Source organism: Amylibacter marinus, assembly GCF_030160015.1.
Lineage (GTDB): Bacteria > Pseudomonadota > Alphaproteobacteria > Rhodobacterales > Rhodobacteraceae > Amylibacter > Amylibacter marinus.
Genome location: NZ_BSNN01000004.1, coordinates 206,953 through 232,038 on the forward strand (window position 1 = coordinate 206,953; position 25,086 = coordinate 232,038).

Annotated in this window: 23 protein-coding genes and 1 tRNA gene; 5 read left to right on the forward strand and 19 right to left on the reverse strand. The window is 50.2% G+C overall.

Features of this window, described 5'->3' with window-relative positions; all coding sequences use genetic code 11:
* Positions 1-2: 2 nt before the first annotated feature.
* From QQL62_RS08230 to QQL62_RS08250, 5 genes are all read right to left on the reverse strand, one after another.
* Positions 3-677, reverse strand: a complete 675-nt coding sequence (locus QQL62_RS08230; RefSeq protein WP_284377662.1) for a hypothetical protein — start codon at positions 675-677, stop codon at positions 3-5.
* A gap of 84 nt (positions 678-761) precedes the next feature.
* A complete protein-coding gene (locus QQL62_RS08235) occupies positions 762-1,847 on the reverse strand; it encodes an isocitrate/isopropylmalate dehydrogenase family protein (protein ID WP_284377665.1) in 1,086 nt (361 codons plus the stop codon).
* 47 nt (positions 1,848-1,894) lie between these two features.
* Positions 1,895-3,436, reverse strand: a complete 1,542-nt coding sequence (locus tag QQL62_RS08240) for a tripartite tricarboxylate transporter permease (RefSeq protein WP_284377667.1) — start codon at positions 3,434-3,436, stop codon at positions 1,895-1,897.
* Between the two features lie 10 nt (positions 3,437-3,446).
* Positions 3,447-3,878, reverse strand: coding sequence for a tripartite tricarboxylate transporter TctB family protein (locus QQL62_RS08245; RefSeq protein WP_284377669.1), 432 nt, complete (start codon positions 3,876-3,878; stop codon positions 3,447-3,449).
* Between the two features lie 65 nt (positions 3,879-3,943).
* Positions 3,944-4,933 (reverse strand): Bug family tripartite tricarboxylate transporter substrate binding protein, encoded by a 990-nt coding sequence (locus tag QQL62_RS08250; protein ID WP_284377671.1) that lies wholly within the window; start codon positions 4,931-4,933, stop codon positions 3,944-3,946.
* Positions 4,934-5,329: 396 nt separating this feature from the next.
* Between QQL62_RS08250 and QQL62_RS08255 the strand changes: the two genes are divergently transcribed.
* Together QQL62_RS08255 and QQL62_RS08260 are read left to right on the forward strand one after the other, a co-directional pair.
* On the forward strand, positions 5,330-6,262 hold the full coding sequence (locus QQL62_RS08255; RefSeq protein ID WP_284377673.1) for a GntR family transcriptional regulator: 933 nt from the start codon (positions 5,330-5,332) through the stop codon (positions 6,260-6,262).
* A complete protein-coding gene (locus QQL62_RS08260; protein WP_284377675.1) occupies positions 6,249-6,644 on the forward strand; it encodes a methylglyoxal synthase in 396 nt (131 codons plus the stop codon). Before QQL62_RS08255 ends, QQL62_RS08260 begins: the two co-directional genes overlap by 14 nt.
* 667 nt (positions 6,645-7,311) lie before the next feature.
* Here the strand turns inward: QQL62_RS08260 and QQL62_RS08265 are convergent.
* From QQL62_RS08265 to serB, 5 genes are all read right to left on the reverse strand, one after another.
* A complete protein-coding gene (locus QQL62_RS08265) occupies positions 7,312-8,724 on the reverse strand; it encodes a hypothetical protein (protein WP_284377678.1) in 1,413 nt (470 codons plus the stop codon).
* Positions 8,725-8,789: 65 nt separating this feature from the next.
* Entirely contained in the window at positions 8,790-11,120 is a 2,331-nt protein-coding gene (locus tag QQL62_RS08270; RefSeq protein WP_284377681.1) for an nSTAND3 domain-containing NTPase, read from the reverse strand.
* A gap of 166 nt (positions 11,121-11,286) precedes the next feature.
* Complete coding sequence (locus QQL62_RS08275) at positions 11,287-12,723, reverse strand: site-specific integrase (RefSeq protein WP_284377684.1); 1,437 nt, start codon at positions 12,721-12,723, stop codon at positions 11,287-11,289.
* A 218-nt stretch (positions 12,724-12,941) separates the two neighbouring features.
* Positions 12,942-13,034, reverse strand: a tRNA-Ser gene (locus tag QQL62_RS08280).
* 45 nt (positions 13,035-13,079) lie between these two features.
* Positions 13,080-13,955 (reverse strand): phosphoserine phosphatase SerB, encoded by an 876-nt coding sequence (gene serB, locus QQL62_RS08285; protein ID WP_284377686.1) that lies wholly within the window; start codon positions 13,953-13,955, stop codon positions 13,080-13,082.
* A 162-nt stretch (positions 13,956-14,117) separates the two neighbouring features.
* On the opposite strand from serB, the gene QQL62_RS08290 reads away from it, so the two are divergent.
* Both QQL62_RS08290 and serA read left to right on the forward strand, forming a co-directional pair.
* Entirely contained in the window at positions 14,118-15,278 is a 1,161-nt protein-coding gene (locus QQL62_RS08290; RefSeq protein WP_284377688.1) for a phosphoserine transaminase, read from the forward strand.
* A 53-nt stretch (positions 15,279-15,331) separates the two neighbouring features.
* Positions 15,332-16,921 carry a phosphoglycerate dehydrogenase gene (gene serA / locus QQL62_RS08295; RefSeq protein ID WP_284377692.1) on the forward strand — a complete coding sequence of 530 codons (1,590 nt, stop codon included), beginning with the start codon at positions 15,332-15,334 and terminating at the stop codon, positions 16,919-16,921.
* 18 nt (positions 16,922-16,939) lie between these two features.
* Here serA and QQL62_RS08300 read toward each other — a convergent pair whose 3' ends face one another.
* From QQL62_RS08300 to dapD, 6 genes are all read right to left on the reverse strand, one after another.
* A complete protein-coding gene (locus tag QQL62_RS08300; protein ID WP_284377693.1) occupies positions 16,940-17,914 on the reverse strand; it encodes a glycerophosphodiester phosphodiesterase family protein in 975 nt (324 codons plus the stop codon).
* Between the two features lie 15 nt (positions 17,915-17,929).
* Positions 17,930-18,586: an HAD hydrolase-like protein gene (locus tag QQL62_RS08305; RefSeq protein ID WP_284377695.1), complete on the reverse strand. Its 657-nt coding sequence runs from the start codon at positions 18,584-18,586 to the stop codon at positions 17,930-17,932.
* Positions 18,586-18,924 carry a DUF8846 family protein gene (locus QQL62_RS08310; RefSeq protein ID WP_284377697.1) on the reverse strand — a complete coding sequence of 113 codons (339 nt, stop codon included), beginning with the start codon at positions 18,922-18,924 and terminating at the stop codon, positions 18,586-18,588. Before QQL62_RS08310 ends, QQL62_RS08305 begins: the two co-directional genes overlap by 1 nt.
* Positions 18,925-18,962: 38 nt before the next feature.
* Positions 18,963-19,376 (reverse strand): thioredoxin family protein, encoded by a 414-nt coding sequence (locus tag QQL62_RS08315; protein ID WP_284377700.1) that lies wholly within the window; start codon positions 19,374-19,376, stop codon positions 18,963-18,965.
* A gap of 9 nt (positions 19,377-19,385) precedes the next feature.
* Positions 19,386-20,099, reverse strand: coding sequence for a cytochrome c biogenesis CcdA family protein (locus tag QQL62_RS08320; protein ID WP_284377703.1), 714 nt, complete (start codon positions 20,097-20,099; stop codon positions 19,386-19,388).
* 149 nt (positions 20,100-20,248) lie between these two features.
* Complete coding sequence (gene dapD / locus QQL62_RS08325; protein ID WP_284377707.1) at positions 20,249-21,076, reverse strand: 2,3,4,5-tetrahydropyridine-2,6-dicarboxylate N-succinyltransferase; 828 nt, start codon at positions 21,074-21,076, stop codon at positions 20,249-20,251.
* Between the two features lie 99 nt (positions 21,077-21,175).
* Between dapD and QQL62_RS08330 the strand changes: the two genes are divergently transcribed.
* On the forward strand, positions 21,176-21,985 hold the full coding sequence (locus QQL62_RS08330; protein WP_284377710.1) for an LOG family protein: 810 nt from the start codon (positions 21,176-21,178) through the stop codon (positions 21,983-21,985).
* On the opposite strand, the gene QQL62_RS08335 is transcribed toward QQL62_RS08330, so the two are convergent.
* From QQL62_RS08335 to QQL62_RS08345, 3 genes are read right to left on the reverse strand one after another with little or no spacing between them, the layout of a single operon-like run.
* The gene (locus QQL62_RS08335) at positions 21,982-22,854 is read right to left on the reverse strand and encodes an esterase-like activity of phytase family protein (RefSeq protein WP_284377712.1); all 873 of its coding nucleotides are present in this window, start codon (positions 22,852-22,854) and stop codon (positions 21,982-21,984) included. The two genes, QQL62_RS08330 and QQL62_RS08335, sit on opposite strands and share 4 nt — an antisense overlap.
* Positions 22,851-23,744 (reverse strand): penicillin-insensitive murein endopeptidase, encoded by an 894-nt coding sequence (gene mepA / locus QQL62_RS08340; RefSeq protein WP_284377714.1) that lies wholly within the window; start codon positions 23,742-23,744, stop codon positions 22,851-22,853. Before mepA ends, QQL62_RS08335 begins: the two co-directional genes overlap by 4 nt.
* A gap of 4 nt (positions 23,745-23,748) precedes the next feature.
* Positions 23,749-25,071, reverse strand: coding sequence for an MFS transporter (locus QQL62_RS08345; RefSeq protein ID WP_284377716.1), 1,323 nt, complete (start codon positions 25,069-25,071; stop codon positions 23,749-23,751).
* Positions 25,072-25,086: the final 15 nt, after the last annotated feature.

Here is a 25,086-nt window from a genome sequence, read left to right on the forward strand (position 1 = left end):
GATTAGTCCTTTCGCCCTGCGCCAACCCGCTGTCGCACTTCTTTTATAGCGGATTCGGGGCTGGTTAGTATGGGGGTATGGGTGCCTTCACGCGCTAATGGAGCGGCGGAGGCCATTGAGAATTGTGCAAACAATATTACATCCGCATTGGTAATCTGGGCCACAGTATCTGCAATCATCTGATCATGAGCTGCAACGTCACCTGCCTTTTTTGCCTCTAATGCGTTTTCACATAGAACGGATGTTAGCGTAGCATCCCGCCCTTTGGCCTTTGCGATCTCGGCAAACTCTGCCTCCATGCTAGGTGCGGCAGGTGGGAATGTGTAAATCATCGTAACATTATCCCCATACGAAAACGCATCATCAAACATGGCTTCGTTGGGTTTCATCACGGGAATATTTGTATCTAAATTAGCGCGGCTAATTGCATCGCCAAAAGAAGAGCAGGTGAAAAGAACGCCATCGGCATTCGCGGCTTCTGCGTAACGTGCAAGATCAACGATGCGCCGATTCATATCACTTGTTAGATCTGAGTGCTTTTGCCGATCCAGCGCCAAAGCTTCCTCTAAGATCGAGAATGTTTCAGCCTCCGCCCAGATTTCCTTGGCCGCCGTTTCAATCGGTTCGATCGCTACTTTGGTCGCATGGATCAGGGCAATGCGTGGGCGTTCAGTCACTTAGACCTCCTTGGGGTAGTATCGGGCGCCACCAGAAGGTGGCGCCACGCAAAGTGTGGGCATGGGAACCCACTGGGAGAAGATTTATGCGGCCATCGCTTCTTCAGCTACGGCATCGGCCACCAGCTGACCGAACTCATCAGTATTCAGCGTACCGCCAAGATCGCGAGTTCTGGTAGATGGATCATCAATTACACGATCCACAGCCTGTGCGATGGCATCACCAGCCTTCATCAAATCGGCCACGCCGCGTTGTTCACCCAACCAAGAAAGCATCATCGCCGCAGACAAGATCAATGACGTCGGATTTGCAACGTTTTGACCTGCGATATCAGGGGCGGAACCATGTTGCGCCTGAGCACAGCACAGCCCTGTTTCAGCATTGGCATTAATCGATCCCGCCAGTCCCAGTGACCCAGACAACTCAGATGCAAGATCAGACAGGATGTCACCGTAGAAATTGGTAGCAACAACCACATCATATGCTTCTGGTTTGCGAACCAATAGCGCTGCATAGGCATCAACGATCAGCTCTTCTGTTTCCACTTCTGGGAAATCCTTCGCGACCTCGCGGAAGCATTCCAAGAACAAACCATCGGTCATCAAGAACGAGTTCGCCTTATGGATCGCAGCTACTTTTTTCTCGCGTTGCATTGCCAATTTAAATGCCTCGCGACAGATGCGCATTGACCCATGGCGTGTGATCTTGCGAACAGACAGTGCCATATCGGGATCTGGCATCATCTCACCCACACCTTGATACATATTGCGATCAGGATAGAAACCCTCGGTCGCTTCGCGCATGATCACCAAATCCATTCCTGGCGCCTTGTTGGGAATAAATTCCCGGCTGCGGGCAGGTCGAACATTGGCGTACAGGTCTAGCCCGATGCGAAATCCAGCCGATACATTGCGACCACCCTCAACTAGCGGGGGGTAATCCATATGCGATTGGGTTCCCAAAATCACGCCATCGAACTCAGTTCTGGCACGATCCAGAACTTCTTCGCGCAAGGTAATACCATGATTTTTCAAGCTATCAAATCCGGATTCTTCTTCGTGGAACGAAATGCCCAGGTTGAACCTTTGGTTCGCAGCCTCGACTACTGCCAGTGTCGCTGACATAATTTCTGGCCCGATCCCATCACAGGGAAGTGTCATAATCTTCATTTTTATCTCCTTTATTCGGCCCGAAGGCCCTTGTCTCTAGTATTGGTTTAGTCACCAACAAATTCTTCTTCGTTGCGGGCGGCTTCCATTTTGTTTTTCATCCGGCGGCCCAGCATCATCGGCAAAACAAATCCGGTAATCGCAATGATCCACAAAATGATCGCCAGCGGGCTACCGACCAAAGTCAGCCAATCACCATCCGAAATCGTCATGGCGCGACGCAGGTTCACTTCCATTTGGTTGCCCAAAAGAATGCCTAGAATGACAGGAACCAATGACACGTCCAATTTGCGTAAGACCCAACCGGCCAATCCAAATCCAACCATCAACATCACATCAAATGATGAACCGGTGATGCTGTAAATGCCAACGAAAGAAATCATCGCAACAATCGGCATCAGGATCCGCGTTGGAACCATCAGCACCCGTGTAAAGATGCCCACCAATGGGATGTTCATCGCTAGTAGGATGAAGTTCGCAATGAACAACGCCGCGATAAGGCCCCAAACGATATCTGGGTTTTTGGTAAACAGAAGCGGGCCTGGTGTGATGTTCAACTGCAACAATACAGCCAACAAAACCGCCGTCGTTCCAGAACCCGGAACACCAAGTGCCAGCATAGGTACAAGCGCACCACCAGAGGCGGCATTGTTCCCAGCCTCAGGCGCCGCAACACCACGCGGATCACCCGTACCAAATGTTTTGCCATCACGATCGACGGTTTGCTTCTCTAGCGAATAGGCCAAGAATGAACCCAAAGACGCCCCAGCACCTGGCAAGACACCAGAGAAAAAGCCAAGGCCAGTACCGCGAGCCATGGATGGAATACAGCGTTTAATCATCCCAAAGTCAGGCATGATGCGACCAACTTTTGTCGCAGCAGAGCTGCCTGCGGCGCCGCCACGGTGATGCTCAAGGAAGATGAAAACCTCGCTCAACGCAAACAAACCAACAATCGCGATCAGAAAATCAATCCCGTCGTATAGGTGAATATGGTCAAAGGTAAAGCGTTGCGATCCAGTTTGACTGTCACTGCCAATCATCGCAATACCCAGCCCCAACGCCGCCGCAAATGCAGACTTGGCTTGGTTCGTGGATGAAATACCACCCAATGTCGCAAAGGCCACCGTAAACAAAACGAAATATTCTGCAGGTCCGAACAACAACGCAATTTTAACCAATTGCGGTGCCAAAACAACCAGGCCACATGTAGCAACAAATGCACCAACAAAAGATGCAACCCCAGACAAGGACAGGGCCTCGCCAGCTTTGCCTTGTTGTGCCATTGGATACCCATCAAGACAGGTCATCATTGCCGGTTCATCGCCAGGAATATTCAGCAGAATCGAACTGATCCGCCCCCCATACATGGCCCCGTAATACACACTGACCAACAGAATTAGAGATGGTGTTGGCCCAAGCCCCAATGAAAAAGCAATTGGGATAAGAATAGCTACGCCATTCGCTGGGCCAAGTCCGGGCAAAGCACCCATAAGTGTACCCAAAAAGCAGCCCATAATGGCCAAGAATAGGTTTTGCGGCGTCAAAGCAACGCTAAATCCATCCGCAAGAAGTGAAAGAGTCTCCATGATCCTCTCCTTAAAATCCTAGGGGACCTTCGGCCAAGTGCAGGCCAAGGATCAGGTGAAAAACGATATAGATGCCAGCAGACGTCAGAACACCGGTTAGCAACGACCACAAAGGCAGTGTTCCCAGTCTCCAAGTCAGATATGCTGTGGCAAATACGGTTGAAATCAAGAACCCAAATTCGGGCAACGCTACGCAATACGCAAACATAACGGCAGCAGCGAAGAAGATTTCTGCGAATTCTCGCATATGTGGCCAATCAGGTTCATCATCAGGGCGGATGATAAAGTACAACGAACACAGGCCAAGAATTGTGCCTACAATGTAGGGAAAGGCCCGCGGCCCAACAACATCGACCATAAAGCTATCTTTGATGGTGGACGCAGCCCAAATATAAAAAACTGCAAGTAGCAGCCCGAAACCACCAAATATGCGGTCGCTCATTTTCGCCTCCTGTTTTGTGGGAAAAATGGGTGCCGGCCAATCACATTGGCCGGCACGTTAGTGTATTATTTAATGATGCCAATTTCTTTAGAAAGCTTGGTCACATCTGCAATGCTGCCTGCTACGAACTTGTGCATGTCATCGCCAAAGTTGTTGAATGGCTCGATTGCAGCCGCTTCAAGCTCTGCTTGGAAACCTGGGTCCTGTGTCAGCGTCATGATTGCGCTTTTCCAGAATTCTTTGGCTTCGTCTGTTGCACCAGCTGGCATGTAAAGACCGCGCCAGTTTGCACCAACAACATCGTAACCTTCTTCTTTGGCTGTTGAGATGTCAGGGAAGTTCTTCAAGCGCTCAGGCGCCATGATGGTCAGGATGCGAATGTCACCTGATTCCAAGAAGCCCAACATTTCAGAGAAGTCACCCGAAAGCGCTTCAACCGCACCGGACAGAAGACCAGTCATAGCTTCGCCGCCACCGTCAAATGAGACGTATTTCATTTGCGTCACATCGGCCAAACCTGCTTCGCGTGCAACCAGCATCGGCTTGATGTGGTCAAAGCTACCAACAGAAGAACCACCAGCGATACCAACAGACTTAGGATCCGCTACAATGTCATCCATCATTTGCTTAAGAGATGTGTAAGGTGAATCCGCACGAACAGCGATCGCACCATACTCAGCGCCGAATGTCGCCAAGAAGTGAACGTCGTCCTGCTCAGCACCTTCATAGATACCTTGTGCGATACGTGCACTGGTACTCATTGATGCAGCTACGATTAGGTTGTTATCTTCATTACGCTCTTTGGTAACGTGTGCGAACGCAACGCCGCCACCGCCACCAGACATATTTGTCACCTGCATCGAATCTTCGATGACCTTCAGGTTAAATAGGTATTTTGCTGTTGTCCGGCAAATAAAGTCCCAACCGCCACCTGGATTAGATGGAGCGATACATTGTGGGTTTTCCGCTTTGAAGCCCTCAGCGGATGCGCCAGTCGTGCTGGCAATGGCGCTTGCTGCTACAAGCAGGCCGATACGTGAATATTTTTTGAACACAGATAGTTCCTCCCAGAAATTGTGATGTCAGGTAGGGTGATTCTTCGCCCCACACCATTAAATTGCACATTGAAACCCTAAAAGCCAATATAAATTTGGCTTTTTATATTACAAAAACCAAAAAACAGGTTTTTAAAGGCTGAGCCGAACAGCCCAAAATTCAGCAACGTATTGTTTATAAGTAGATTTTTTAACAGAATCGCTCTTGCATTGACGTTTAGATAACAATTGCTTTATCCGTCACACGTCAATAACGAAACGCGAATCCCACCCAATATCGGTTAAAAATCCAATATTTAGGTTTTTTAGACTATGAAAACCTAAATAACGGGATTACCCTAGGGTTTAAAACCAAAGATACAACCACGGCAATGCCAGAGCACCCCAGAGAGTTTGATGCGAAAAAGTGACCTATCCACAAAGATTTCTAATCGGCTTATCCAAGATATTCTATCAGGAGCACTAGCGTCCGGCCAACATATCAGCGCCCAACAGGTCGCCGATAGATATGGGGTATCACGCACCCCTGTCAGAGAGGCTCTCAACACGCTTGAGGCCAAGAGCGTTCTGACCCGCGAGGAAAACCGCGGGTATTTCGTAACTGACGAGATGCCCTTGGAAATCACGCAGGAGATGGCACTAAGCAACCGCGAAGAAGCAAATGATTATCAAATTTTCGCCAATGACTGGCTGACAAACCAAATCCCCGAGGAAGTGACCGAGCAATTTCTGCGCGATAAATATGATTGGACCAAGGCTAAGGTTGGTGATCTGTTAATTCGCGCCGCGCGCGAGGGCTGGGCAGAGCGCAAAGAAGGCTATGGGTGGCGATTGTTACCTGTTGCCAAAACGCCCGAAGCTTTTGACGAGATTTATCGTTTCAGACTGGCGATCGAACCCGCGGCATTGCTTGAACCCTCGTTTTCACTAAACAGAAAGGTGCTAGACGAACAGCGCCGGAACCAAGAGAACATGCTGGAAATGAGCATAAACACAGCGCCCGGCGAGGCGCTTTTGCACAGCGGCTCACAGTTTCATGAAGAAATCATCAAGCTCTCAGGCAACCCGTTCTTCCATGTGGCCTTGCAACGCGTAAATCGTATGCGCCGCTTGATGGAATATCGCGCTGAAATAAACCGCGAGCGTTTAATAGAGCAATGTACGGAACACTTAGAGATCCTAACACTGCTTGAGCGCGGCGAAATAGCCGACGCATCCTATCGTATGCGGCAACATCTCAGCGGGGCAATGAAACGTAAATCTCCACTGACATGGAACTGGGCAACCGACAATTCAAACCGCGTGGACAAAAGTAATGACACAGCCTAAAAACAGCTTTCCAAATATAAAAACCATGGCATTGGTCGCACATGATCAGAAAAAGGACGCGCTGGTTGAATGGGTTCAGGCGCACAAATCCATGCTCTCCACGCTAACACTTTATGGCACGGGCACAACAGGCGGCCGTATTGCCAACGAGACCGGCCTGAATATCGAATGCCTTAAAAGTGGCCCTCTAGGGGGTGACGCACAAATCGGCGCCATGATTGCAGAAAACAAATTGGACGCGTTGATATTTTTCACAGATCCGCTTTCTGCACTGCCCCACGATGTGGATGTGAAATCTCTGCTAAGGCTGGCCACCCTATACAACACAGTGTTGGCCATAAACGAAGCTAGCGCATCACTGATAGTTAGCTCTCTGGAGTAGGCGCCTAGGCTCATGCTGATCTATCAAATATGTTAAGCAGCAGAGATCAATGACCGAAGATTCTCTTATTCAATGCTTATAGTTTCCAACAAGAGTAGCCGCGGAAACAATGAAAGGTTGGGAGAGCTCCCCTAGCCCTGCCTCTCGTGATCTTAATCCACGTGACTGCTCTGATTGGGGCAACTAGGGGGTAAGTGCACGTAGCATCAACCGGGTACCAAGGTGACGTGCTGTAATTAAAGACGCAGGTTAGGCCTATGGGACTATCTAGACTTGGTCATCAATTTAATAGCTTGTAGCTAAAAACAAAACCACGCATCACCGTACCTTTAGATGTTCCGATTGAAACTGGAACAGACGAGTAAGGTCGCCTAGCATGTTCACAAGTTCAGTGGCGGAGACGAAGGGAGGCTCCACCATAAATCTAAACCCTTGGCAAATAGCGATATTCCGGAACGCATTTGCTGTGTTTGTCGCACTTGTGTGTCACACTAAGCTGGATGATGCAACCTTATCGTTACCAGTAGCGAGGGAGGGTCACTGGTTGGCCTGACCGAAGGGTTTTTATATTATCCAGCATATATATATTATGGCCTTTCTATTGGTTTATATATTATTTATTCTAATCAATCACTTACAGCATTTACTCATATATAGAGATACTGCATCACGATTGCTGATGATCTTGATTGTCCCAAAAGGCCTGTAAACGCTCTAGATAGCCAATTGGGCTTAATAGCTCGTCCATATCTACTTCGACCATCTGTCCTGTTGTACTGATCTGTTCCCCAGCTCCAAGCTGGTAGCTGACTTCTCCAACTGCACCGAATTCATCTTCAAATGCTTCTTGCATGGCACTTGTCAGATCATCGAGAAGAGCATGATGAACGATGGAGCTGTCATGAACTGGTAAGCAAGCGTTACCCTGAGAGGCAAACTTTAACATAACTGTCTCCGCCAACATGCTGTCTCTAAATTGCAGCCGCAGACCTATTCCGGTTCCGAAATGATGTTCGAACTCTGGAAAGCAGCTGACTACATATAGAAGAAATTCTTGCCACGCCATGCCCATAAAATCTTCTCTGAAGCCGTCTATAGGGCTAATCTTAATGGTGCTGTCTGCGTTTAACATTGCATTGAATGCCAGTTTAACAAGTTTGCGAGCGCTCTTATTGCTCCACTTAGAGTAGCAGTGTTCGTAAGGGTCCGAAGGGATTGCTTTTCCATCCATTGCATACAGCATAGCAGCGTGAAGGCCTGAGTAATCCACTTCAACAGTTGGCTTTCCATCGATCAGGATCAAAGGTCTTAGCTCTGAAGGAATGCTTATCCACCAACCACCATAAAACCGACCACCTTGTTCCCAATCATCATTATTGAAGACACGATGAACGGTCCTTGCAGCAAAGTCGAAAGATTGACTGGCTTCCTCCTTACGTTTTCCACTCACAGCAGCTTTGTGCGCGATCAGTTCGCTGTCTGGCAGCGCGATGTCAGCCCAGTGGTTTCGAAGCATCCTGTTGATTACCCGAAGTCGATCTCGTGCATCATTGGCAACTTGAATATCGCCATATTCGATCTTTTTCTTTTTTCCGTCCTTTAGGATTATCCCCTCAGAGGCACTGTGCCGACGCAGGAGGGCAACGGAAGCGCCTGCACCACGTAGGGCGCTCAAGAGCATTTCTGACGCTCTGTGACGCGCTACACGGCTCGTTTTTCCCGATGGATCGTGCCAATGGGGTGTCGTTATAATCACAAGGCCTTGGCTGATCAAAATGCTTAGCGCGTCCTGAAAGGTTCGAGCTGATATGAACGAAGCGCCATAGCGTGATTTACTCAATTTTTGTAAGGTAGTAGTGCCCGACGCGATCCCAACCTCCAAGTCAGGATTACTTTCATTGGCGCGATACAGGTCCAGCACAATTGCTTTTATTGCCGCTTCAAAGCTCGGCTGAGCATCGGACTTACGTTTTTTCAGACGCACCTCTGCCAATGTCATCTCTGTGCAAAGATCATCAAGATACTTCAGAAGCTCAGGTGCATCAGTGGTCCACTGTGGGTCAAATGGGCGTGCTGTCACGTGTAGTATCTATCTCCTTTGGCACATCACGATTGAAAACACGACTTGATGTGAATTACTGCAACTCATTTCTTGAGTGATGAAAACATGTTGCCCAAGTCAACGTTGGAGAAGCCACTTCTGGCTGCCCCCAAAGGACTGGCAGGAGATGACGAGTTTGCGGATGTGCCAGAGCTAGCAGAAGACCGTCTTAAGCCACCTTCTTCCCTCATTTCTTGCATCTGCTGATCATGAAGCTGCTGCATGATCCATAGATCATCTTCAAGCTCCCTTCGTTTCCAGCTATCAACAGGATGCCCAAGATAACTCTCAATTTTCTCAATCTCTTCTAGCCATGTGCCAATAGCTGACTCGCGATCCTCATGGCCTGCTATGCCAGAAGGCTCCAAACTATCGATACTTTCCGTTGCTGCTTCTTCAAACTGTTCGAGTATGCATTCTGGCAGGTCTTCTCGATACATGGGCAAGTTGTCAGCAAGCATGCCTAATTCTTCGATTTCCAGAACATAGTCTCTCTTCGACAGGTACTTAAACAGTTGAAGTCGAAGCCACCTGCCGAATGCCTGTGCATGCTGCAATTCACTATATTTCCCAAACATCAGGTCATCTATGAGGTTAGGCAGCTCTACTTCATTGATCCAAGAACTGACGGACAATCCACCTCCACGCAAAAAATGGATAAAATCAGACGCCTTAGATTCGGAAATTAAATCTCCAAGAAAAGGTGCTAAATCTTCGAGAGGCAGCCGCCCCTTCACTGCACCAGACTTAATCTGTAACAGGATTACGGTTGCGACCTGAATGGTCTTAGACGGTTTCCCATTGAAATATTCGGACGCGAATTTCCACAAGTCTGCTGCATTGTCGAATGTCGATATTGAACGAGATAGTCGATCCAGAATTTTAACATCATTCAACCTACGCGCCAGAAAGTCCTGTACCGAAGGATTTATGAAATTTACCGTTCCTCCTTGAAGTACAATAAATGATGATTTGATTTCTCGGAGTGTATCTTCGAAGCGGCTCTCTGGAATGGTTCCGTCACTCTCGATAGAAAAAGCCGATAGCGCTCTTTCAAAAAAATCGCGCAACTTTTCTACCTTTATGCCTCTCGCAACTCCACTACCTTCAATGAAGGTCTCATGTCTCGATAAGTACATGCAATACAGCATCACACGCGCCGCGCCGCTGATATGATTCTGGAAAGGCTTTTCCCAAACCTTCTCAGGGTTATCGAGTGCTTGTATAAACGTGCGTGGGTATTCTTCAGGGTCAGCATCTCTAAATCGAACATGGTCTGTCATCCACTGTACGATGCGCGGCATATAGTGCGGATGATCAACAATACGGGAGACGGTATCGCCCACTAAAAGCGCCCCGATAGCACTTTCTTCAAGACCTGAGTGATATAAATGGTTGTACAAAATTCGAGCTTTGATCTCTCTCGTATAAACGTCGAGATCAAGGATCATCTCTGTTAATTCCACCTGATCATCATCTAGTGATTCAGAAGCGGTTCGTGCCGTTTCTAGTATGTACTTACGTGTGGTTAAAATGAACCGCTTTGTAGTCCGCCCAGCGACGAGCCGCATAAAACCAGCGATTTTTGCGTCATCTTTCGCCAATGATCTCGCATCAAGTTTGATCTTGCCAAGGAAGTCGTCAAAAACAAAGACCTGCTTGTTTTCAGGATGGAACGCTTCATAGCCTTGCTCGATGCTACTTATCGCGACAAGTTCCCAACCGTCTTCGCAGTGTTCTGCCGCCAAAACTTGCGATAACGTTGTCTTTCCCACACCGGGCGGACCGGAAACTATCAAGCAATGTTGTTTCTTCAAAATTTTTGCAGCTGTCGGTAGGCTTGGATTGGCAACAAACACCTTAAGTATGCGCTCTATGCCTTCTTTAGTTGCTTCAGTGAAAACTGCTATGTCGTTAGTGAGTAATCGCTGAAGCACCGCCGCGCTTGAAAGCCAAAGCTTAATGTTACTCTTTTCGACATCACTATGCTTTCTTATCAGAGCGTTTAGCTCGGTCCTCCCGAGAATGTTCGATACCGCAACCGAAGGGTGGTTTAAGTGGTTTTTGAGCGAAGTTTTTCTATCTGGTGTCAACTTTTGAGACGTCAGAAAATAGTACGTACTGGGACTGAGCTTACGAATCTTCGGGGATTCTTTTTTCGCTGAGGTCTCCAAGTCAGCCCATGTACTGTTTTTGTAGTGTTTGGCCTGAAGAATTACATTGCCCGATGCACTGCTGTGTCGTGCATCAATGCCGCCATCCGCACCTTCCGAGAACGTTTCAAACCGTACTCGACATTCCGCACTCATAAGATCAGCTACGAGAGCTTCAAATTCGATGGGTGATAAATTACCAAAGTCATACTGGTCGGCCATGTAATTAGCTCTCGTGAAATTCAATTACTAGTCAACCAATTGGCGAACTCTCCAAAGGCCTACTACTACATTTCGCTTTACGCTCAAAGGCGCTGCGATAAAAAATGAAACATTTTTCCATGCCCATATACTCTACTAGTTGCGCTCAAATTTCCCCCAATGCCCTTCACAATTGGAACCTCTCTATGGTCTCTTTCAGTTGAGTAAGTGTGTATCTTTCCCGCATGTAGACTTGGAAGGTGACGCCCGCTTGTTCATGTCCAACTATGCACTTGGCCTTTTCTGGTGGGGCCTCAGCTTGGATCAATCTTGTGATCATCGTATGCCGGAAGCTGTGGAAGACGTGGCGGGGTGTTTTGATGCCCAACTTCGGGGTGAAGCTCTCATTGAACCACCGACCTAGGTTTCGACCATAGCCGTTTGACTTCGTAAACCGATAGTCGGGGAAGAGTTGTTTTCCACGTTGGCGTGACTGGTAGAAGTCAAGAAACCCTGCATCGATCAAGGCGCTATGGACTGGCACCTTGCGCTTACTGGCCTTGTTTTTCACTTCTTTCTGGTTCTCGCCCTCGTCGGAGATATTGAAGTGCCAAACACCATCTGTTTCCTGAACATCCTCAACTAAAAGTTGAGCAACCTCGTTGAGCCGCGCACCTGTAAACATGCCGATCAATGCGCCCCACTTATGGCTTTCACTTTTGACCAAGCCAGACCTGTTCGATGTCAGCTCAATGAACATGGTGTTCATAGCATCAGGCGTGAAAGGCAATCGTTCTTCCTTGGTGGCATTGGCGCGGCCAACTTTCATACCTTCAAACAGTTTTTCATGGATGTAGCCGTTCTTTTTGGCCCATCCGAAAAATGCAGCAAAAGCCTGCAAGTACCAGTTCAATGTCTCGACACTGATCTTGCTGAGACCATCAACTTTTGTCGCATCTCTTAGGCTTAAGTCACGTGTGGCAGGCAGGGTTTTCTGACGGGCTGGCAACTCCATCATCAGCTTCTTTGCCTCTTGCGCATCCCTTTGTGAGATTGAGGTAAGAACCCTGTCCTGTCCAAATATCTCAATCAAGTGATCTAAAGCGCGACGGTTCTTTTCTGCTGTCTTTCCTCGCCAAGTCTTGGCCCGTGCTTGTTCGTCCAGATAGTCTCGAATAGCATCGCCCAACGTGGTTTCGTTAGATGCTGCAATGGCTTTGCTAACTGCTCGCCCATCATTGCCAAACTCATAGCTATCCAAAGTTTTGTAGTGCGCAAGGACAGCTCGAAGATGATCTCGGTCAGCCTTCCGTATTTCCCGCAACAAGAATGTTTCGTTGTCGGTCCACTGCTCTTCTGTCAGCTTAGCAGCCTTTCGAAACCCAACAAGGTTAAGCATCTGATCAGAAACTTCCGTGTCACCATCGACAGCCTCATCATGGAAGTCGATCCCATTTTGAATGGCCGTGATCTGCATAGGCGACAAGCCACGCTTGTTCACACGATCAATATGCTTGTCTAACACAGATTGGAAAAACTTGCGGACCATTTCCCGCATTTCATCTTGTCTCAGCCCTGCCAATGCGCTGCTTTCCCTTAGCTTTTCGCCCGATACTGTAAGCAATCTTGCAAGCCGTCCAGCCCGTTCTGGGCAACGAGTTCGTAAAGATACTCTAAACGTGGCTCGTTTTGGTTGATGATCCGTTAACGGCAACGGCCATCTAAAGTAATAAATGCCGTGGCGTGAGGGACTTAGGTACGCGTCGAATTTCATGGCCTTGTGTTCCACCTATGTGGTGCACCGGACGCTATCAACTTGTAAGTCATTGATTTTAAAGTAAATGGCGGAGACGAAGGGATTCGAACCCTCGAGACAGCTACAAACCGCCTACTCCCTTAGCAGGGGAGCGCCTTCGACCACTCGGCCACGTCTCCACGGGCGTGTTTATTGAGAAGGCGCAGGTGTTACAAGAGGATTTATTAGATCGACAGCACAAATTCCGACTTTGAATAACCCTGTAGGTACAATAGGCCGCTTAAATCTGCAAAATTTAGCCGAATATTGCACTGTGCGGCCACCACTGGCTTTGCATGTAGGGCCACGCCGCTGCCTGCAAGGGTCAGCATCCCCAGATCATTCGCTCCATCCCCAACCGCGATCACATCCTTCGGTGAAATATCTAGGCGCGCGACGATATCCTTTAGCGCCTCAACCTTGGCCTCGCGCCCAAGAATCGGCATGCCGACCTCTCCTGTCAGCTTACCATCTGCATTCAGCAACGTGTTCGCGCGATTCTCATCAAATCCCAATCTCGCCGCGATTGCCTGTGTAAAATCTGTAAACCCGCCAGAAACCAGCGCACAATATGCGCCATTCGCCTTCATGGTGGCCAATAGCGCCGGACCGCCGGGCATAAGGGTTATGCGTGTCTCCAGAACTTGTTGGATCACATCTAGGTTCAGATCCTTCAGTAATCCTACCCGTTCGCGCAATGCGCCATCAAAGTCCATTTCACCGTTCATGGCGCGTGCAGTAATATCCGCGACCATTGCGCCAACCCCTGCAACATCGGCCAGTTCGTCGATGCATTCTTGCTGAATCATCGTGCTGTCCATATCAGCCAACAAAACCCTTTTTCGGCGCGTACTCTCTGCTTGGATCACCAGATCAATCTCTGATTCTTGTAAATCGCGCCATAGGGATTCGCATTCGGATTGATCACAGGCAATGTCGGCGGCGATTCCATCGGCCAGCCAATTGATATCAGCACTATTCAGATTTGCTGCGGCTCTTTGCACCAATTCATCGGTTAGCGGTTTACCGGAGGGATTTGCAATCAGTGTAGCAACGAACATTGGGTGTCCTATCAAAAATATCTGAACCTGTTTCTCCGCCCTTATGAGGAAATTTTGCAAAATTACCAGAACTAACACTTGCCCTGCGACCCTTTCTTGCCTATTTGCGGCAGTGGGACACCCTTCCCCAACGAAGGGCATTTTATCTGTGAGGATACACATATGACGACGACACAACCGGACATCCGTCCGAACAATCCCCAATTCTCTTCTGGCCCCTGCACCAAACCATCTACATGGACTTTGGATGCGCTATCTGATGCGGCACTGGGCCGTTCGCACCGCGCTGCCATTGGCAAAAATAAATTGCTAGAAGCCATCGAAACCACCCGCGAGGTTTTGAACATTCCAACAGATTACAAAATCGGCATCCTGCCCGCATCTGATACCGGTGCAGTCGAAGCCGCCATGTGGTCATTATTGGGCGCACGTGGTGTAGATATGTGTTCATGGGAAAGCTTTGGCGCCGGCTGGGTCACGGATGTGGTCAAACAGCTGAAACTGGAAAATGTAACACACCACAGCGCCGATTACGGCCACCTACCTGATCTGAGTGCCGTGAATTTCGACAACGATGTTGTCTTCACATGGAATGGCACCACATCAGGCGTAAAGGTTCCCAACGGCGACTTCATCCCATCTGATCGCGCTGGTCTAACCATCTGTGATGCAACCTCTGCGGCATTTGCCCAGGACTTGGCATGGGATAAATTGGATGTAACCACATTCAGCTGGCAGAAAGTACTGGGCGGCGAAGCGGCCCATGGCATGATCATCCTGTCCCCGCGCGCGGTTGAGCGCCTGGAAACCTATACACCGGCATGGCCATTGCCAAAAATTTTCCGCCTAACCAAAGGTGGCAAATTGATCGAGGGTATCTTTAAGGGGGCCACGATCAACACGCCATCTATGCTGGCGGTCGAGGACTACCTGTTTGCGCTGAACTGGGCCAAGGGCTTGGGCGGCAACGCTGGCCTGATCGCCAAGGCAGATGCCAACATGAACGTGTTGGCCGATTTTGTGGCCGCCAATGACTGGATCGATTTTCTGGCAGAGGTGCCCGAAACCCGCTCAAACACATCCGTATGTTTGAAGATTTCCGACCCGCGTGTTGCGGCACTGGATGCGGACGGCCAAGCCGCATTTGCCAAGGGGCTGGCCAAGTTATTGGACGATGCGGGCGTTGCCCAAGACATCGGCGCCTATCGCGATGCGCCTGCTGGTCTGCGTATCTGGACGGGTGGCACGGTCGAGCAAGCCGACCTAGAGGCGTTGGCGCCTTGGTTGAACTGGGCCTTTGAAACCCAAATCGCCACATTGTAATTCTTGCTGGCCCCAAGGGGCCGGCCACCCAAATATTTCTAAAGGAGGCTGTAATGCCCAAAGTACTTGTATCTGACAAACTGTCTGAAACCGCCGTTCAAATCTTTCGCGACAATGGAATCGATGTAGATTTCGAACCAACTCTTGGCAAAGACAAGGACGCCCTGCTGGCCAAAATTGGCGAATATGATGGCCTAGCCATTCGTTCGGCCACCAAGGTCACCGAAAAGTTGCTAGAAGCCGCAACCAACCTAAAGGTCGTAGGCCGTGCGGGTATCGGTGTGGATAATGTGGATCTGAAAGCCGCATCTAAAAACGGCGTGATCGTTATGAACACCCCCTTTGGTAATTCTATCACCACCGCAGAACATGCGATCGCGATGATGTTTGCCGTGGCACGCCAAATCCCAGAAGCATCGCAATCAACACATGCCGGCAAATGGGAGAAATCCAAATTTATGGGTGTTGAGCTGACCAACAAAACCCTTGGCTTGATCGGCTCAGGCAACATCGGGTCAATCGTTGCATCTCGCGCTTTGGGTCTAAAGATGAAGGTCGTCGCATATGACCCCTTCTTGTCCGAAGAGCGCGCCCAAGAAATGGGTGTCACCAAGGTAGAGTTGGACGAATTGCTGGGCAGATCAGATTTCATCACCCTGCACGTTCCAAAAACCGAGGCCACCGCAGGCATGATTTCTGCCGAAGCAATCGCAAAAATGAAACCAGGCATCCGCATCGTGAACTGTGCGCGTGGTGGCCTAGTAGATGAAGAAGCCCTCGCAGAGGCGTTGAAATCTGGCCATGTAGCCGGTGCCGCATTTGACGTATTCGCAGTAGAACCTGCAACAGATAGCCCGCTGTTCAATCTGCCAAATGTTGTGGTTACACCCCACCTTGGCGCGTCTACATCAGAGGCTCAGGAAAACGTCGCGATCCAAGTCGCAGAGCAACTGTCAGATTATCTGAATAACGGCGCAGTATCCAATGCAATTAACATGCCATCCATCACCGCAGAAGAGGCGCCTATACTGGGGCCGTTTGTGAAATTGGCACAACACCTTGGCGCATTCGCGGGTCAGCTAACCGACGAACCGATCACCGAAATCAACATCGTCTATGATGGTGGTGTGGCCGAAATGAACACCAAAGCATTGGCATCTGCTGCAATCGCAGGCGTGATGCAGGCACAAAATCCGGATGTGAATATGGTGTCTGCACCCGTTATCGCGCAGGATCGCGGCATCAAGGTTTCAAACACAACCCAAGCAAAGTCAGGCGTTTTTGACAGCTATATCAAGCTGACTGTAAAAACAGCCGAGCGCGCGCGCGCAATTGCTGGGACTGTATTCTCTGACGGCAAGCCACGTTTCATCCAAATCAAAGGGATCAACATTGATGCAGAGGTAGGTGCACATATGTTGTACACCACCAACAATGATGCGCCGGGTATCATCGGTACATTGGGTCAAACCATGGGGGCCAATGATGTTAATATTGCGAACTTTACATTGGGTCGTACAGAGGTGGGCGGTGATGCAATCGCCCTGTTGTATTTAGACGATACTCCAAACCAAGAAGCGCTGGATGCGCTAAAGGAAACCGGCATGTTTAAAACGGTTTCTGCTCTTAAATTCGAGATGTAAATTCTAATACATAAATTCCTATTGGGCATCCCGCTGGGGTGCCCTTTTTGTTAGTAAATTCGGCAAATCGTTCGACCAAATATATCCGGTAAATCCCTGTGCGACCTCGTCTAACATTTCTGGGCTATCAATGCCGAGAATGCGACTGTTTTTTTGCAATGGGCCAACCAGCACAATATCCGTTTGATTTGCGCTCATGCGCGCCTGAAACCGCAGGGGCCACCCCCAAAGATACGGAGCAATATCACTCGGTATCATCACGATCTGATTTCGGCATGCCCGAGGCACAAAACCAGACCAACCAATAAGCGTATATTGTACGACGCATCTCTTGACACTCTTGCGGGTAAAACCCTTAATTCCTAGACCTGCATTTATAACATAGTTGGTTGGTTCATCTCCACCGTACACCCCAAAAATCTGATCCTTATATGCCGGCACATCGCGCAAACGTCTTACAAGCTCTTTGCCCTCACTTCGCTTGTTACTTTTGTAGTTAATTAGAAATTTCTCCGTCGGGAACCTTGCCAAAACCTCGGCAAGGTTTGGCATCATGCCCACCCCAGATCCACGCAGAGGAAAATGAGAGCCATCTGTGGAATATCCGTGGCCCAAATCTAACGTCCGAAGGTCATCATAGGTAATTTTATTCGTTTGCCCTGTTCCATTTGTGCGGCAATCAATGGTCCAGTCATGAAAAACTGCGAACACCTTATCAGGGGTGAGATGGACATCCAGCTCAACCACCTCGGCGCCTAGCTCAAATGCAGCCTGCATCGATGGCAAGGTGTTCTCGATGTAGCTATGGGCCGGCGGGGCAATAGGCTGGGCAGTACAGGTATCTAGATTCAGCTCTTTTCCCGCAAAGGTTTGATGAATACCGCGATGCGATAATATTTTGGGATCTTGGTCAGTGGGCGACATAAACAAAGAGGTATTATTTAGCCACATTACCGATATAAAAAATGCGAAACAAATAATGAACTTTGGCATAATCAAATAAAACCCCTAAATCTCTAACCCCATCATATCCGCGGCAATCTCCAGAACCTCTTCTGGATGGCCTGCCATCATATCAGGTTCGGCGCGGCGTAACTCCTCGGCGTCGCCGAATCCCCATAGGGCGGCAATATTGGGGATGTCGTTGTTTTTTGCCCCGAAAATATCAAACTCGCGATCGCCGATCATAATCGCCTGCGCAGGATCGATACCTGTTTCATCCAGAGCATGCTGCAACAATTCGGTTTTGTCGGCGCGTGTTCCATCCAGCTCTGATCCAAACAGCTGTTCGATATGGGCGTGCAATCCGAAATGGCCCACCACCTCTTGGGCAAAAACCAATGGCTTTGATGTGGCGATAAACAGACGCGCATCGATTTGGTGTAACTGATCAAACATCTCGCCAACGCCATCATAAATATCGGCCTCAAACATGCCTTCCTCAGCATAGCGCTCGCGGTAGATTTCCACCGCCTGCATCGCCAGGTCGGGGTCCTGTAGTAAATGCATGAACCCATGCCCAAGCGGCGGGCCAATCATCCATGTTAATTCCGCCGCATCAGGCACATCTGCACCCAGCTCGCGTAGCGTGTGTTGTACGCAATTGGTGATGCCCTCTTGGGGATCGATTAGCGTGCCATCCAGATCAAAGAACAGGTTCAGCATTACTTCTTATCCTCGAAAAACGGCGTCAACTGATAGACCACCACTGAATTTTCATCTAGTGCCTGCTGCATCAGCCCGCGCTCTTCTTCGTTGATATCATGGCCCTGTTCGATGCGCTCGTCCAATGTGCCGTATCCGGTCACATCCAGCGGCGCTAAATCAGCCTGTTTTAATAACGCAACCGTTTCGCGCACGGCCTCGGCCTCGTCCACACCCGAGCTGAAACACATCAGCGCGCCACCGGTGGCTCCCTTGGGCAGGCCATCGTTCTCGTTGCGGCCCACCTCGACCAACAGGGTAAAGACCTGCTGTTTTCTCTTTTGCTTTTTCTCTGTCATGGCGGCGGTATAGAACAGCGCCGCCAACTAAGAAAGACCTAAGAGCTGGCCACGGCCAATGCCGCATCCATCAGCTCTTTGATCGCGCTCTTTGATGTACCGGCCACAATGCGCCCCAACTCGTCTGACCCCTTTAGCGCGATCAACGTTGATCTGCGCGGTATGTTGCGCTTTGTTGATACGGGATGGCTGCCGTACTTGTCGAAATCGACCTTCACAAACAGAATATGCGCATCGTAATCAGCGTTCGATTTGCGCAGCTCGTTAATCACCCGCTCTTGGCGCGCACAGGTCGAACACCAGCCAGTGTAGTAATCCACAAACACGGTCTTGCCCTCATCCAGCGCCTTCTGGATCACACCAGGGCTAAAGGATACAGTATCTGCTGCAAGCGCAGCTGGCGCAAATGCCCCCATAGCCAATGTACTTGTGATAAATGTTCTACGTTTCATGTCTCTCTCCTATAGTGCGACTGATAAATCTTGGAACCAATAGGGCAGGCTCTCTACCGCCCAGCGTTCGATGGTATGGTGTAGGCGGGTTAGAATCATAACCCCAACGGCTATGAAAACGCCCCCCATTAGGGGTTTGGATTTCTCGGCCAAGCCCTGTAATTTCTGTGCACGCTTGCGGATCAGGTTCTGTCCGCCCATCCCAATGCCGATAATCAGGGTCGATACACCCAATGCAAAGAACAGCATAATCAGAAAAGCCCAAAACAAATTTTCACCTTGGCTGGCCAATGCGATTGCCCCGCCTAGCGTTGGCCCAATACACGGAGACCAAACCGCCCCCAACAATGTACCGCCAATAAATTGCCCGCGCAGACCAGAGGTAGGGCTATTGCCGATCTGTTGATCCGCATTCTGTGCAAATCGGGCGAGACCCCGTTCGAATATCGCACCCAAAGGACGGATCAGTAGAATCAGTCCAAACACGATCATCACCCATGCACCGATACTAGACAGGCGATCCACGCTTAGGCCGATTGCTCGCCCAAACAGCGCGACAAACATCCCAAATCCAATGAACGAGATCGACATCCCCAGGGCCAAAGCCAATGGCCCGCGCTTGTCTGCGTTCAGCGCTGTCACCAAAACAATCGGAAGCACCGGCAAAACACAGGGGTTAATCAGGGTCAAAAGGCCCGCTATATATGCAAAGATAAGTTCCATGGCGCCACCCTAACCTGATCTGCATAGCGAACAATAAACGTTTCGCTGATGGGACGTAACATCTGCTTTAGAAATGTTTCATAATTTTGGTGGCGCATAAAAAAGGGCACACCAGAATTGGCATGCCCAAATTTCAAATTGCAAACGCCTTAGTCGCGCAACAACTCATTGATCGATGTTTTCGAACGGGTCTTTGCATCGACCTTTTTCACGATCACAGCACAATACAGGTTTACGCCGTTTTTGGATGGCATAGATCCCGCCACCACAACTGATCCTGCTGGAACCTCGCCATACATCACTTCTCCGGTTTCGCGATCCAAGATTTTTGTGGATTGGCCGATGAATACGCCCATGCCCAGCACAGAGCCTTCGCGAACGATACAGCCCTCTACCACCTCAGAACGCGCGCCGATGAAACAGTTGTCTTCGATGATGGTTGGGCCAGCCTGCATAGGCTCTAGCACACCACCAATACCTACACCGCCAGATAGATGCACATCTTTGCCGATCTGCGCACAGGAACCAACAGTGGCCCATGTATCGACCATGGTGCCCTCGCCCACATAGGCGCCTAGGTTAACAAAGGATGGCATCAAGACCGCACCGGGTGCGATATAGGCTGATTTACGAACGATGCAATTGGGAACAGCGCGAAACCCAGCGGTTTGAAATTCTGACGCGCCCCAGCCTTTGAATTTGCTGTCGACCTTATCCCACCAAGTGCCGTTTTGAGGTCCGCCCTCTTGGAGCTCCATATCTTGAATGCGAAAGCCTAGCAAAACCGCCTTTTTGGCCCATTGATTCACATGCCACTCACCTGATGCCGTTGGCTCTGCTACACGCAGGGATCCGCTGTCCAGCGCGGCCAGTGTCGCCTCGATTGCGTCACGTTGCTCGCCCTTGGTTGCGGATGTGATGCTGTCTCGGGCATCCCATGCGGCTTCGATTGCTGTTTCTAGTTGCGCATTTGACATGACGTACTCCAATACTTGACGTTCCACTCGTTACCTGTCCCTATAGTGGCAGAACACGCAACGCGCAATGCGCCGCAAAAACTGAATTGGATTTCAACAATGGCTAGAAAACAAAAATCATTCCCAGATGCAGAAACAGACCTAAAGAGCGCCTCAGGTGTACCCGAGACCGCCCAGACCAAGGCACCGGCCTATCGCCTTGCCTTTGCCGATGACGATTTCCTATGCTCAGACGAATTGCGCTCGGTGCGCATTCAACTGGAAATGATGAAACCAGAGCTGGTTCTGGCAGAACGCGGTATCGAAAGCACCGTCGTGATGTTTGGTGGTGCCCGCATTCCCGCACCCAAAGACAAGGCAAAAGCCCGCACCGAAACATTGGCGAACCTGTCTAAATATTACGACGAGGCCCGCGAATTTGCCCGCCTTGTGACCGAGAAGAGCATGAAGAGCTATGGCCAGCAGGATGTGATTGTAACCGGCGGTGGCCCCGGCGTGATGGAGGCCGGAAATCGCGGTGCCATGGATGCAGGCGGATCCAGCATTGCCCTGAATATCGTATTGCCCTTCGAGCAGGCCCCCAATGAATATTGCACCCCTGAGCTGTGCTTTAATTTCCACTATTTCGCCACGCGCAAAATTCATTTCCTGATGCGCGCCAAGGCCGTAACGGCCTTCCCTGGTGGCTTTGGCACATTAGACGAATTGTTTGAGACACTGACCCTCATTCAAACACAGCGCATGAATCGTGTGCCGATCCTGTTGTTCGGCGAAGAATTCTGGCGCTCGATCATCAACTGGGAAGTGTTGGCAGACGCTGGTACGATTTCCGCCGATGACTTGGATCTTTTCCAATTCGTGGAAACCGCCCAACAGGCCGTAGACATCCTAGACAACTGGGAAAGCTAGGGCAGGATATATTCGACGATTTCAGAGGCTAGAAAAAACCTGAAATTGTCATCCGAAATCATCGTGGCCCGCAAATTTCCCTGTGGGTCACGCCAAACACTAATCCCCTCTAGGTTATCATGGCGCCCTGTTCGGGTGCGCAGGTGGCGCCGCTCGTCCCTAAGGCCGCTTTGCCCCATGGCAAAGCTGCGCAGCTGTGTCGCAAAGCCAAATCCCGCAAAGTGACGCTCTAGCACATAGAACCGCCCATCAGGGCCGATATCCGCCCCCACCATTAGAAACGGGTGATCCCGCGGCACCTGCCCATAGATATCCCATGCCCCACCTTGATATCGATAGATCGGGAAGGGCCGTTTCTCATGGCCAGATCGCTCCGGCATCGTATAAAGAACCCCGTTTTTATCAATGGCCAGCGCCTCTAGGGATGAATTCTGTTGCATAGACTTAAATCGCGCATGCCCAGAAATATGCGCGGCGTTTCCGTCAATATCCGTGTATTTTCGCACGCGATGAAACCCCTCGAACGAAACAAAAATATCGCCATTTTGGGCCACCGCGATGCCCTCGGAATCGCTGTTATTCCCCGACACCGCACCGCCATCGATCTTGCGTACGGGTGACTGTTCTTGGGGGATCACACCAGTTAATGTACCGTCTTTACGCTCGAGCACACCGCGTAGGAACAGCCCATGGTCCGACAGGGCCAGGAATTCTTGGCCATTCTCATAAACATGAATCGCCGAAAACCCCCCGAATTTTGCCCCCTCACCGCTCAGCTTGGCCGCCCCAGAAAACCGAGCGGCGTCGCCCGCGCCCTCGGCCAGTGCCAATGTTGCACTGGCAAAAAATACCAAAATTGCCTTGATCATTTGCTTTTCAAAACGGCGGCGCATTTATTAGGTAGGTCTGCCATGGTGAACTGGCGTGGATGTTTGCGCGGCTTGGGCTTGGGGGCGTTGGGGTCTGGTTTGGCAGGCCTTAGGGCATCGGTCACCCACCAGTTCAGCGTCTCATCGCAACCATCCCCGCCCTTTGACAATGCAGAAACGGTGGGCTTTTGCGTTTCGCATCTGCGATCACCCTTGGGGCATTTCAGGCGTACATGAAAATGGTAATTATGCCCCCAGAACGGGCGGATTTTCTGCAACCAGTCGCGATTGCCACGGGCATGTTTGCACATATAAATCTTGACGGGTGGGGTTACAAAAATACGATCCACAGCGCGATCTTTGGCCGCTATCTCCATGACCTTCATATGTTGTTTTGTCCAGTTTTTGCTAACCGAGCGCTGATCTCCAGACCGCATATTGGCCGATGACAGAGATTCGCGTTCTGCGACTGTTAGGTTCAGATTCTTTGCCGCCAGCAACCAGATGTCGGCATCCAGTCCCATTTGATGCGAGGCATGACCAGAGATCATCGGGCCACCCCGAGGTTGGGAGATATCGCCAACGTATAGCCCCTTCCAGCGGGTCTTTTTGGCCACCTCGGCGGAAACCCGTTCGATATAGTCGATCATATCAGGGTGCCCCCAATTCCGGCCACGAGACAGGCGCATGGCCTGCCATGTGGGGCCATTTGGCGCCAGTTCTACCCCACCTGCAAGGCATCCCTTGGAATAAAATCCAATTGACTGGGGTTTTTGGTGCGAGCCTTCGGTCTTGGCCCCCAGCAAAAACCGCGCGCGCGTTTCCGCGACCGCAAATGTTGTGTGAAAAAATGACCCTAAGAATATTGCAACAAAAATCACTCTGAGCATCGTATTATTCGCCGTCCTCTTGCACCCAATAAAGTAAACACAGACCAATACAAAACAGCACAATAAGCGGCGCATAACCAATACGCTGGCTACCCGTAAGGTAGGTGAAAATCCCCACCAACCCAGGCGCAAGCCACGCGGTGGCACGCCCCGCCAACCCATACAACCCAAAGGCCTCGGTCATGCGCTCTTGGTTTGCCAGTCGAACCATCAGGGTTCTGGAAGAGGCCTGTAGCGATCCGCCAGCGCCCCCTAAAAATGCCCCGCACACATACAATAACATATCAGGGAAATTACTATCCGCCGCCAAAGGCACGCCGAAAAATTGACTGCGTGAAGTGCCAATAATCAGCACGGTTACCACGATTAGGATCAGGATCGACGCGGTGATCACGGCCTTTGACCCGAACCTACGGTCTGCGTGGCCACCAAAATAAGAAAACAAAGCCGCCGCAATACCGCCGATGATCCCAAAAATCCCGATCTGGGGCACAGACCAGCCCAACACACCGGATGCATAGATCCCCCCAAAACCATAGAGCGCCATCAAGGCATCGCGGTAGAACATCGAGGACACCAAATAGGAAGCCAAGCTGATATTCTGAGGCAATGACTTTATGGTGCCCCAGAGCTCTTTCAATGCTTTGCCACTGCTGTTGGCCTTTTCGGCCATGCGCTTTGTATCGGGAACCCATGCGAAAAACGGGATCATAAACACCGCATACCACAACGAAGTAATCGGCCCCACAGATCGCGTACCTTGGCGTGTCTCCGCATCCAACCCCAAGGCCGGCGCATTGCCCAGCAAGGTCTTGCCCTCTTCGTTCTCTGCGAAAAGCAACAGCATGATGAACAGCGCGATCAGCCCACCAACATAGCCCAAGGCCCATCCATTGCCCGATATCCTGCTGATTTCATCCTCTGTGCCCATATCGGGCAACATGGCATTTACGAAAATCTGGCTCATTTCCATGCCAAACATCCCGATAGCAAAGATCACCAGAATACCCATCACCCCGTTCATATTGGGCACCGCCCACCACAGGCCAAAAGACCCGACAACATAGAGTAGCGAGAACAATAACAACCATGGCTTTTTGGGGCCGAGGCTGTCTGATATGGCGCCAAATATTGGCCCCGCAAATGCCAAACATATACCAACAATCGTTAGCATGCCGCCCCAAAGGGCCTGCCCCTGAACGCCATCACCCACAACCACAGAAGAGAAATAGGGGGCGAAAATAAAGGTGATCAACAAGGTATTGTAGGGCTGTGCGGCCCAATCATACATCATCCAGCCCCATACTTTTTTCGATCTACTGGCCATTTTCACTCCGCTTTA